We start from the raw sequence: 12,019 nt of genomic DNA on the forward strand, positions 1-12,019 counted from the left end.
GCGCTATCTGCAGAAAGCTTATAACTCTATCTTGCCCTTTTCTTACTTGCCTATGACAACATTGCAAACAGAGAAAAACTGGTCGTTAAAATCCAAATAACGCATTGACCACATATAGAATGAACGGAATCGTCAGCAATGAGAACACAGTGGAATAAATCGTTGCCATCAGCCCTGTCGTTTCATCGTTCGTATAGCGCGCCAGAAGAACAGGCGCCAGCGTAATCGTCGGCATCGCCAGCAGCACATAAGTAACCTTTCGCACCATCTCCGGCAGTGGAAAAAAGCTTAAGAGAGCGATCGTCAGCAATGGAATTAGCAGCAGCTTCATCACCAGCGAAAGACTGACAAATTTCACCGGAATGTTAATCTTCTTGCGGAAAAATTCAGGTATAAGCAGCCCGATATATATCATCGCCAGCGGAGCAGCGAGACTAGCCAGAAACGCGGCCAAATTTTTTGCAATCACAGGCGGCTCAAATCCAATCAACGCGATCACAAAGCCGGTGACAACCGCCAGGAATGGCAGATTAATAAGCGTTTTCATCCTTTTCAGGGAAAATCCGTTTCCTTCTTGAAGCATGATTACAACGATCGAGAAGACGACCACATCCAAACCGGCATCGAAAATCCCAGCGAGCAGCCCGCCAGTCGGGCCAAATAATTCTGAGCAAAGCGGAATGCCGATAAATCCGGAATTGCCGATCCCCGCCAAAACAGCAAACTTTTTGGCCTTGATGGAGCGGAAGCCAAATAAGTGCGCGCCCCCCCAGCTAAGCGCCAGACAAAAAATATTCAACGCAATCGAGAGAAGAAAGATAGTAAGCATCATTCCCAGTAAACCGTCGTCTATTTTCGTGTTGAAGATCCCATTTAAGATCACAGCCGGGATCGCTATGTTTATTATAATGATCATTAAGAGCTTTTTCGCATCTTGCGTAATTGTTATTCTTGCTCCAATCAACATGCCAAGCACCACGACAAAGCCGAGCATGCTGATTGACGTCACTACACTCATCATATTCATTATGTGTCACCTGCTGTTTCTACCTTTTTTATGTTATGTGTCATTCTTTAGAACGCCGGTGGCGTCACGGAAAATAAAATCGATGCTGGTTGCTGAAAGTCATTTTCCCACTTGTGTGTCATTTGCGCCGGAATCTTTACACTGTCGCCGGCTTCCAATACATATGCCTCATCATTTAAATAAACTTTGACCTTGCCCTCCAGCACATAGGCGACCTCCTCCGCCTTGTGCGCCAGCAGCTTTTCAGACGAAGCCGCCTGCGGCGGAACCTGCAAAATGGCCGTTCCCAAAGTGCCCGTAAAGTCCGGCGAAACAAGCTCATAGGCTAAATCCTCGATCACCATCTTCTTCCGCTGACCGGCGCGTACAACTAAATCGGCCGTCGGCGTATCTTCCATTAAAAAATGGAACGTCGGCACATCAAGTGCTTTGGCGACTACGCGAAGTGTCGTAATCGACGGATTAGCCAGTCCCCGTTCAATCTGGCTTAACATCGACGGCGTAATCTCGGCAATCCTGGCCAGCTCCCGGATACTCCAGCCCTTCTCTTTCCTGTACTTTTCGACCTTCTTCCCGATATCAATATTCTCCATGGCAGCATTCTCCTTACATACGAACCGATTTTGTTAATTACAGATTAACATACGTTAAATATCATTTCACTATTAAATTTTTTAAAACAAAAAAAGAGGGTGTCATACGAGACTACTGAAAAAGTGTAAATCGTCCTTTTACAGCAGATTCGTGCATACACCGCTCTTGAAATAGACTCCGTTAAGTTATTGCTTTGTTCGCATCAGGCTCCCTTGCACTTAGCGACCTTCATCCTTATCATACCAATAGGCAAGGAACTTGTAGGCTCCCCATTTATCATAGACGCTTTCCATTTTGCGTCCCTTCACTTTTTCGCCGTTGAAGTATTTTGTCATAACATGCGCTTTATAATCAGAATCAACCGGTAAGGAATCATATTTTCCAAGTATCATGGAAAGAGTATTGAACGCATAGGGACCGACCCCTTTAATCTCGATTAATTTTGCCAAGCTGTCTGTAGCGGAGGTAAGTCCCTCCAGCTTAAAGGCCGGGTCCAGCGCTTTTTCAGCAGCATCAATGATATATGTACTGCGATAGCCGACTCGTATTTGTTCTTTTAAAAAGGCTTCGCCTGCTTCCAGGATTCTCTCCGGTTCGGGAAAAATTTTATACTCCTGTTGATTGATAGGTAGCGTCTCTCCGAGCTGATCTACGAGGTTCCGAGCCATATTGATCGTCTGTCCCCACCTCGTATTCGTTGTTAAAATCACTTTAACAACATCCTCAAAAAGTGTCGGCGAGCGCAAAAGTCGGCCTCTTCCATTATGAGGGAGATGAAGCAGCTCGTTAAAATCGCTGCACATCGTATAAAAGGGTTCAAATGTCTCGTCCAGCCTGAACATCCACGCCACCTGCTCCTTGATGTTCTGCTGATCCGCATCATCCAAAGGGGCTTCACTTTCCATCTCAAACTGCAAATGATGCTCAAGCTTGGAGATACGAACAAGCGCCTTTTTCTGATTGCGCAATCTTACCGGGCGGCTAAGTATGTGACGCTGATCGTCCCACTCATTCGGAGAGAGCATCCACCAGCCGTGGTCGGTTACCGCCGCTGCGAAATTAAAATCCTCCTGCAAAGGAATTTTCATCGTCGAAATCATCCTTTTTCTTCTATATTACCATTTATCCTCCAATTAAAATGAGTCCGTTTTAGAAAAAAATAAAAAGCGGTTATTCAAAAAAGTTATCCCGCTTAAATGTGTTCGTCCAAGCAGCTTTTATCCCACAATCAGCCTGAACTATTGGAGAAAATGATTTGACAGAAGCGTTATTAGATGATAAATTTTGATCGACCAATCAAAATAAATATTTATCAATCAAATTGGAGTTGATCGCTGTGAGTAATAATGTAGATGAATTTCGTGACTTTCCCCGTTGGCTTCAACGGATGATCCCATTCATAAGCGTGATGTTAGCGATGCTTGCCTTTTCATATGCGTTATATCTATACAACCAAGAGTCATTAGAATTTGTACACTGGGTTCGTTTGATTGTTTTTACGATGATAAGTGTGGTGTTACTGTTTTCTGCCATTCTTTATTTTTTTCGTGCAGAGTTGGCTTGGAAATGGTTCATTGGCGGGTTAGGATTGTTGCCTATCCTGCTCCTACTGCAGCTTATTCTATTTCTTATGACGATGATAAAAATGGTGATTGCTTCCCTCTTTCAAGGAAGCCTTCCTGAACCGGTTCGATTGTTTATTGAAAACTACCCAAGCCCATTTGATAGTGTGATCCTAGCAGTGCTTTTTATCGCGGGGCTAGTATGGCTCATTCAAAAGCTGAAAAAACAAAAAACGAAGGAAAGGGAGGAATGATTATGGCGGATCGACCGTCGTTTATAGCGGAAGCAAGAAGAGAACAAATTATAAAAGCGACGATTGAAGTATTGGATGAAATCGGCTATGTCAATATTAGTTTGGCTAAAATCGCCAAAAAAGCGAAGATCAGTACGGGATTAATTTCCTATCATTTTAACGACAAGGAGGATGTGCTCAATCACACATTATTTTATTTAGTAAAAACGCAATTTGATTATATTAAAGAACGAGTCTCCAAAAAAACATCGGCCTATGATCAACTCGTTACTTTTATTGAGGCTTCGTTAGCTTATCATCAGACGCATAGCGTCAATAATATCGCCCTGCTGGAGATTCTCTTTAATGCCCGTACGGAGGATCATATTCCCTATTATAAATTATCAGCGGAGGAAGAAGATCCTTTGTATGTCTATTTGCAGGAGATTTTACAGTATGGACAAGAGACAAACGAGTTTTCCAAGTTTCAACCAAAAAGCCTTTCTACTATGCTACAAGGAGCCATCTCTGAAAGTATGCTTGTGAATGGAGAAGAATTTAACCTGGAAGAATACAAAAATGACTTAGTGACGATGATGACAAAAATCGTTACGTAAAATGGGGAGGCTTATTTATGACTGAATTGGATGCTGCTGAAACAGCTAAAAAACAACGGGCGCTATCTTTAGATATCGCCCGGGGCTCGATGCTCTTTTTGATTATCCTTTCGCATATCCCCCTGTTTTTATACATGATAGAACCGGGCGTGCTAACGAAAGTCGCTGGTAGTACCGCTTTAGATCATTTGTTGAATGTTTTAATGGAAATCATCGTAGATAACCGGGCGCGCCCCTTATTCGCCATCCTGTTTGGTTACGGGCTGGTCATGATTTACCGTAAGCAACAGGAAAGAAAAGATGCCGATGAAGCAAAACGGATTATAAAAAGACGGTGCTGGTACTTCATCATATTTGGCGCCATACTCGCTGGTGTTGCCGGTGGGCAGGATATTCTCATGACGTATGGGATTGCCGGTCTCCTACTCGTTTCCAGTTTAAACAAGGACAACAGCAAAATTCTAAAATATGTCCTTGTTTCTACAATCATATGTCTCCTGTATATCCCCCTTTTGTGGGGCGGTATTTTACTTGGCAATCAAGCTTACGGCTTGCCAATAGAATTAACCGGTCAAGAAACATACGTGAACACCTTTCTTGAAGGGCTAATTGCTATCCCTATCATTCCCTTGTTTACTCATCTCTTCTTTCCGGTGATCCCCTCCGTCCTAATCGGCATTTGGCTCGGAAATAGAAATCTCTTAAGTAAGCCGCATGACCATATCAAACTGCTGAAGCAATTAACGATTGGCGGTCTCACCCTTTCACTTGCGGGCGCCATCCCACTAGTACTGATTAATGATGTTTGGTTTCCCGGCTTTTTCGCTGCAGGGATTGCATACGGGGTCCATATTATTACCGGTTTCGCAGGCGGTGTTGGGTATGCTGCACTGTTTGGGTTGTTAGGAATCACGATAAAAAAGCACGGCACGATTGTTAAAGCGATCACGGCCATGGGGAAACGCTCGCTGACCTTTTTTGTCACACATGAAGTTTTGATTGTTCTCTTCCTGTCGCCGATCGCTTTCAATTTGGGAGCCGTCTTAACTGTCACCACTTCCGTCCTATTCGGACTCGCGATGTGGGTCGTGACGTTATCAGTCGCCTACTTGATGGATCGTCATCAAATCGAAGGACCATTAGAACGATACATGCGTTATGTAACGTATAAAAAAGGATAGCTTTTTCATCTTCGTCGTGCACCCCCGGCTTGGCCATGCCGCGGTGTAGTAATTGCTGGGCTAAGCTATGTTCTTTGCGGCACGGTTTAACCACTTGTCAACGGATAGGGACACTCTTCTCTTTCAACGTACTGACTTCAATGAACATTCCATAAGGTCTTCCCTTTTTCCCAAAAGGAATTGGACAATAAAAGGGAAAAATAGAATCATCTCGAATGTACATTTAGAAAAGTACGAGGCGCTTGGGGGTGAAGTCGTGAGTCTGGAGATCGGGATGTTTTTGATTTTGTTCGTTGCGACCCTTATCACGCTCTTCATTTCCATTCTTGCAAATCGCAGACGGGACAACTTTCCAGATACTTTTGCGGGCCATCTCGTTTTATTCTTTCGGACACGACTTTGAGATTATCAGCACACCGCCGGTTAATTTTACGACCATGGCTTCGGCACGCTCCTTATTGGTGCCGATGAAGATCGTAAGAAGTAATGGCGTCTCATATGCGGGAATCATATGGCTCGCGATTGGTGATTAACGGGACCGGAAACGGAGAGTTAAATCCGCATACCTACTAGTGCAGAACATATCAACTCAATGATGCCTTCATAAAAATTCCTGATCGCAAATTCCCCTCCTTTCATATACGAGCATCCGTTGATTTACTACCATTTGCAGATAATCATCATTCTTTAAAATACCCTTCCAATTCAAAACCTAACTTTTCAGGAATGGAACGACTTTTTGATGAAGGGAACCAGACCCTCTTTACAAACAATTGTTCTCACAAAGGGTCTCGCTCCCTGTAGGATAACTTTTCATATGCAATACATTCTGATAATAGCACAGCACAATTAATCTATACGCATCAATCGTGTTAATGTTTCTTCAAGTCCTTTTTTGAAAGGGGTTTTTGGAATCGGGCCGATTCGCTTTTTATACTTTTCGCCACTCAAAATAAACCCATCTTTAGTGAGGTACATCATTTCGACAATTTCTCTCATAAATACATCGAACAAGCCAATAAGGCGAATAGCATTTTTAGTTAGTGGAATGATAGGCTTTCGACTACCTGTTACTTGACGAGCAATTTTGATAATTTCTTTACCAGAAATCAATTCTGCGCCTGGTATATTCCAGTTCTCCCCATAAGAATCATCTTTCATAGCTATATTTACAATCATTCTAGCGGCATCTGGCAAATAGACGTATTCCCGAGGTGTTTTCAGGTTTCCAATAAAAAACGAAATTTTATTGGCTGCCATTCCTTCTAGAGTGGGCTGCAAATAAGAATTTTGTGATGTAGGACCATAATAATCCGGCAACCGAACAATTAATGCTTTCGCACTTTTCCATTTGGGACTGAATATCAACTGTTCGAATTCCACTCGAATCTTACCTTTCTTAGTATGTGGTTGATGCGGATGACTTTCATCTCCCTTTGCAACCTGATGACCATATACATAAATTCCATCTACAATAACGATCTTCTTCCCTAGAGTATCTGCTGCTTTCATCACACTTTCTCCAAGCAATAGGAGTTTATCCTTCATCTCTTGGTACTTTACATTCGCACATTGAAAAATGACTTCCACGTCTTCAGCCGCTTTTATAATTGCCTGATAATCGAATATATCCCCCAGTTTATATGTTAATTTTGGATGATAATCATGTTCCGCCATTAGTGCATTCAATTTACTTTGGGACCGACCGAAAGCAATAACTTCTATTCCTCTGCCCAATAATTCCGAAACAATAACTTGGCCTGTTCCACCAGTTGCTCCTAATACAATCGCTGTTTTCATTTACAACACCCTTGTACGTTAGTGATCAATCAATAACAAGTATATGAAAAAAAATGATCTATTACTACCTTACACTCCTTTGATTTATACATTTTGTATTTCATTTCCATCAATACTAACAAAACATTATCGTTAAACCCCCGTCATATAGCAATTTATCTTAATCCCACAATGTGAACAATGCGACCACAATAGCTATAACACCCAATACAACGGACAATGGGGAAATAGAATTCTCCTTATTGCTATTATTCATCTGTATCACCTCCTATTAGTAGGTTGATCATTTATTTTAGTCCAACCAACTAATGATACAAACGACAATTATCCCGATTGAAAGGTAGTCAATTTTGGCGAATCTCAAATTTTTCACCTCCTTTTACTATTTAGTGTTTAATCAATAAATGATCAACTAAACTTGGGTCATTTACTTTTTTTCTCCATCAATCAACTCAGGGAGATCTAAGAAGTAAGAAATATTACATAATATCCCTCTCGCTAAAAATGTAGTAACTTCGCTTTCCACATTTTTTATCCCTGCTTCTTTAAATCGTTCTAAGGTGTAGCTTCGGATACTCGACAACCCTTTTTGGGCTGCATTTCGTACAGCATTTTCTGTTACGGAGATTCCTATCACCTGTAATGCAACTTCATTAGGATATAATTCAGAAAGCTCTTCATATGCTGCGATCATTTTTGCAACGAGTTGTTCCTGATCAGCATCCACATTTTTAAAAGCTTGAAGAATTCTTTCATATGCTCGATCTAAAGCAGCAATAAACAATTCTTCCTTTGTTTTAAAAAATCGAAAGACATAAGGTTGTGATATGCCTGCTCTTTCTGCAATATGCGCGGTAGTTGTATTATAATAACCTCTTTTTGCAAATACTTCTAATCCGGCTTCAAGAATTTCCTCTTTACGATTTTCCTTACTAGACCTAACCAAAACGAACACCTACTTGTAGTTAGTTATTTATTGATCAATTACATTATAATGAAATGTAAATTCAAAGTCAAGATGGACGCAATACAAAATGCTCATCGTGCCTTCTTTTCATTATTTGTAACTAGTTCTTTCACGTCCACCTGCACACGGAAACGGTTTATTGTTCGGTAGTTTGGTTCATACCCTTAAACATAGGAATGCTTTCTTTCGGAAGAATAATAACCTTGTTACACAACCTTGCTCGTTAGCTTAAGTATATTGTTCCACAAAGCCACCTAATGTTACGCAGGATGTACCTACTATGCATTAAAGACCACTAACCCGCCCGTTGGTGACATAAGGATTTTTAAACAATTTTATTATTTTATATGACTGAATCAATTTCATAATGCCTAGTTCATGGATGACAGACGAACCCTATTTCGACTTTTTGGGAGGTACTCCTTTTTTCTTGTCTTGAAAACCGTGCGAGACTTAGGGTTCAAATTATGAAATTTACTCAAGTAAAAAAGCTTAATTCTCTTTATCCTTAAAGTGAAATTAAGCTTTAGCTTACCGCATTCGCGTTACTTTGGAATATAATTTTCTGAATATTCTACGCACTTCTTAGTAATCATTGGTTAGCAACTTTTTCAAAGGGCTCCTTGAATGTATTTTTTAATAGGAATTCCTTTTCTGTAATCCCATATTGATTTAACCTCCTCAGTAGCGGGAAACCCTGTATAGCCCACCAAGTAGCTATCCGGTAAACTCCGTAATGCTAGCTTGGCGGGTTAACCTTACTTTTTCACCTATTAGAATAAAATACTGCGTTTTTATCTTCCACAGTATAAAATAATACTCCTTATTTAATTCTTCTCTCTGTTTGGTAGCTTTAGTGCCTTTAAATAATTTCATATAAAGGGTTGGGTATACAATTATGAAGATGACTCCTAGGGATTCAGTAGTTTAATTGTATGTTTTTGTATTTCCTTTCAGATATTCCACAATTTCTTCTGGTGATTTATCCTCTAACCCCAAATCAGTTAATTGTAAGGCATTTGCTCGTAAATCCTCTTTTCTAATTAAGGATGCTAAATCAATCAGTAAATTGGAGGCAGGCGTTTCTACACCTAATTTTTCCCCTAGCTTAACAAGTGGGTGTAGCCCATAAGGAATATCTTCATAAATATATCGATAATTGATCGTTGTTGGTGCTTTTCCCGTTTTATAAGCTGGATTGTTTTGCAATGCATCGTATATATTATCTTTATCTACATCATAGAATCTGTTCAGAAGTTCTGGACAAGTAGATAGATTTATATTTAATTTTTTGCCGATTTCTAGTCGTTCCTTTTCAATTGCCTCAATTACATTTACAACCGATGGGCTGGCACCATCTGGGTAAAAGAAGAAATCTCCCTCTGATTCGATTCTTCCAGTATTCAACAACAGTATAGGCACATGAAATTGAGGGTTCAAATTGTTTAAGGTAGTCGTTAACACACTATCGGTTATCACTAATTGCGGATAAACTTCTTCGAGTCTTTCTTTGACGATGGAAGCATCCGTTGCTGGGAGAGTGGCAAACTCTAAGTTCTCCTTGATCTTTCTAATACGAACATGCCCTGGTTCAATATAGCGGCACGTATAAATAAGTGATTCCGTTTCAGCAACATAAACCTTTTTATTCATTCCCACTTCATCAAAAATATTTCTGAACTCAAGAGCTCCCCAATATCCTGGGAACATCATAATTACCTGATCATCCTTAAGATAAGGCGCTATAGCACGAGCAACACTCTTATGGGCCGTTCCCGTAGTTGTGACCATTATGACTTCGGGTTCACTCATAGCAAACTCTAAATCGGTTGTTGCCGTTACAGAAGCAAATCCATCAAAGACCCCCTCGGCCTTAATGCCGCCATTTTCTTTTATTTTTGCAATTAATTCCGTTTGGATATCGTATAAGACAACCTCATGATTTAAAACGGTAAGATGTGCAGCCATGCTTTGGCCACCATTTCCAGCTCCAATAATAGTAAATTTCATTTTTTCATCCCTCTATTTCATTTAGATTTTTTGATACTTGTTGCTCTAGGTTTCTTCGTTTTAAAAAAACTTGAATAAGCACTGCACCTACTATTAATCCCAAGCCAATTGCATCGGTCATGACCCCAGGAATAATGAGTGCTAACGCAGAACATAGTAAGAAAATTCTGGCTATTACATTTGCACGGTTGCCAAGAAACCATCCTTCTACACCACATGCTAATCCAAAGGCCCCAATTAGTGCTGTTAATGTAGAAACGATAATTTGAGTCGGTGTACCTTGTAATAAAATAGCTGGCCCATAGACGAATACAAACGGAATGATAAAGGCTACAAGTCCAATTTTCATCGATGTAAAGGCCACTTGCATTGGCTTCGCATCTGCTATACCTGCAGCTGCATAGGCTGCCAATGCCACAGGAGGTGTAAATGCGGATAAACAAGCAAAATACAAGACAAACATGTGGGCAGCTAAAGGCGATACCCCCATTTGAATTAAGACGGGAGCCACAACGGCAGCTGTAATTAAATAAGCGGCTGTAGTAGGGAGACCCATTCCCAAAATAATCGTTGCACACATCGTCATGATTAAAGCCAATGCTAAATTATCTCCAGCGATGGAAAGAATTAATGATGCAAACTTTAATCCAACACCTGTTAAATTTAAGACCCCGATTACAAGCCCGGCCGTTGCACATGCCGCAATCATTCCCAGCGCAGATTTGGCACCATCCACTAAACATTTTATAAGCTTTGAAAAGGTCATCCGTGTATGCTTTTTAATAAAAGATACAAGAATGGTTGAGGCAATCGCCCAAATCGCTGCTTTAATTGGACTTGTATTTAAAACCGTCATTGTAAAGATTAAAACAAGCAACGGAATAAACAAATGTCCTTCTTTCATCAAAACATTCTTTAAGTTAGGAAGTTCCTTTTTAGGTAATCCTTTTAAGCCTAATTTGGCTGCCTGTAAATCGATCATAATAATGACGGTAAAAAAATACAGCAAGGCAGGAACAATGGAGGCATAGACAATATTGATGTAGGATGTTCCAATTAATTGCGCCATAATAAATGCGGCTGATCCAAGGATTGGCGGCATAATTTGTCCACCAGTTGATGCTACGGATTCCACCGCTCCAGCGTAACGAGAAGGGTAACCTATTTTCTTCATCAACGGAATCGTAAAAACCCCTGTCGAAACGACATTTGCCACTGAATTTCCAGAAACTGAACCAAATAAGGCACTAGAGACGACTGCCGCCTTTGCTGGTCCTCCCCTTTTTCCACCAGTTAGACCAATCGCAAAATTGATAAAAAATTTACTTCCACCCGTCATTCCTAAAAAAGACCCAAATAGTATAAATAAGAAGACAAAGGTAGCGGAGGCACCAATGGGCACACTAAAGATGGCATCCATACTGTTTAAATAGCTTAATATCCGGTTCCACTCATATCCCCGGTGTCCGAGATCCCCTGGGATATACCTTCCATAATGTGCATACAGGATAAAAATTAACGCAAGGATAGGCAGAACCAATCCTGTCGTTCTTCTCGTAATTTCTAAAACCGTCACAATTAAAATGACACTCACAACTAAGTCCAACGGGGTTGGCGCCACACCGATTCTATAAACCAGTTCATCCATTTCAATAATGAGGTATGATCCGGCAAATAAAACTAGCACTATTAATAGATAATCAATCATCATCGTTACACTATTAGGAGCAGATTTCCTCATTGGATAAATCATTAAAATCAAAATAGCCCCTAACCCTAAGTGAACGGTGTACAAAATCCATGGTGTGATTGGATAAAATCCTAATACATATAAATGAAATACAGACATAAATACAGCTACGAACGTAATTACTTTTTGCTGTATTCCACCAAGAACTGTCTGTGATCCAGCATTTTCTTGAATGTTCAAATCAGCTATTTTATTTTCAGACACGACAAACCTCCCGTTAACAAATTCGTTCAAAATCTTCTAAGCCATTTAACCTACTTGCCTTGCTAATAGATCCC

The 12,019-nt window shown here is 40.5% G+C and carries 10 protein-coding genes; 3 read left to right on the forward strand and 7 right to left on the reverse strand.

Annotated elements, in window-relative coordinates; translation table 11 throughout:
• Window positions 1-85: 85 nt before the first annotated feature.
• The 3 genes from M3202_RS10740 to M3202_RS10750 all read right to left on the reverse strand — a co-directional run bounded on the left by M3202_RS10740 (window position 86) and on the right by M3202_RS10750 (window position 2,709).
• The gene (locus M3202_RS10740; RefSeq protein ID WP_251223338.1) at window positions 86-1,027 is read right to left on the reverse strand and encodes an AEC family transporter; all 942 of its coding nucleotides are present in this window, start codon (window positions 1,025-1,027) and stop codon (window positions 86-88) included.
• Window positions 1,028-1,074: 47 nt separating this feature from the next.
• Window positions 1,075-1,620: a cupin domain-containing protein gene (locus tag M3202_RS10745; RefSeq protein WP_251223339.1), complete on the reverse strand. Its 546-nt coding sequence runs from the start codon at window positions 1,618-1,620 to the stop codon at window positions 1,075-1,077.
• A gap of 219 nt (window positions 1,621-1,839) precedes the next feature.
• Entirely contained in the window at window positions 1,840-2,709 is an 870-nt protein-coding gene (locus tag M3202_RS10750) for a DNA-3-methyladenine glycosylase family protein (RefSeq protein WP_251223340.1), read from the reverse strand.
• Between the two features lie 248 nt (window positions 2,710-2,957).
• Here M3202_RS10750 and M3202_RS10755 point away from each other — a divergent pair, with 248 nt between their 5' ends.
• Genes M3202_RS10755 through M3202_RS10765 form a run of 3 tightly spaced genes read left to right on the forward strand, consistent with a single transcriptional unit; the run spans window position 2,958 to window position 5,214 of the window.
• On the forward strand, window positions 2,958-3,437 hold the full coding sequence (locus M3202_RS10755) for a hypothetical protein (protein ID WP_251223341.1): 480 nt from the start codon (window positions 2,958-2,960) through the stop codon (window positions 3,435-3,437).
• Between the two features lie 2 nt (window positions 3,438-3,439).
• Window positions 3,440-4,033 carry a TetR/AcrR family transcriptional regulator gene (locus M3202_RS10760; protein WP_251223342.1) on the forward strand — a complete coding sequence of 198 codons (594 nt, stop codon included), beginning with the start codon at window positions 3,440-3,442 and terminating at the stop codon, window positions 4,031-4,033.
• 17 nt (window positions 4,034-4,050) lie between these two features.
• Complete coding sequence (locus tag M3202_RS10765; RefSeq protein WP_251223343.1) at window positions 4,051-5,214, forward strand: DUF418 domain-containing protein; 1,164 nt, start codon at window positions 4,051-4,053, stop codon at window positions 5,212-5,214.
• Between the two features lie 849 nt (window positions 5,215-6,063).
• Here the strand turns inward: M3202_RS10765 and M3202_RS10770 are convergent.
• The 4 genes from M3202_RS10770 to M3202_RS10785 all read right to left on the reverse strand — a co-directional run bounded on the left by M3202_RS10770 (window position 6,064) and on the right by M3202_RS10785 (window position 11,945).
• Complete coding sequence (locus M3202_RS10770) at window positions 6,064-7,014, reverse strand: SDR family oxidoreductase (RefSeq protein ID WP_251223344.1); 951 nt, start codon at window positions 7,012-7,014, stop codon at window positions 6,064-6,066.
• 427 nt (window positions 7,015-7,441) lie between these two features.
• Window positions 7,442-7,960: a TetR/AcrR family transcriptional regulator gene (locus tag M3202_RS10775; RefSeq protein ID WP_251223345.1), complete on the reverse strand. Its 519-nt coding sequence runs from the start codon at window positions 7,958-7,960 to the stop codon at window positions 7,442-7,444.
• 948 nt (window positions 7,961-8,908) lie between these two features.
• A complete protein-coding gene (locus tag M3202_RS10780) occupies window positions 8,909-9,991 on the reverse strand; it encodes an NAD/NADP octopine/nopaline dehydrogenase family protein (protein ID WP_251223346.1) in 1,083 nt (360 codons plus the stop codon).
• 4 nt (window positions 9,992-9,995) lie between these two features.
• A complete protein-coding gene (locus M3202_RS10785; protein ID WP_251223347.1) occupies window positions 9,996-11,945 on the reverse strand; it encodes a TRAP transporter permease in 1,950 nt (649 codons plus the stop codon).
• Window positions 11,946-12,019: the final 74 nt, after the last annotated feature.

Origin of the sequence: Halalkalibacter oceani (assembly GCF_023715605.1) — a bacterium.
Classification (GTDB): Bacteria; Bacillota; Bacilli; order Bacillales; family Bacillaceae_D; genus Halalkalibacter; species Halalkalibacter oceani.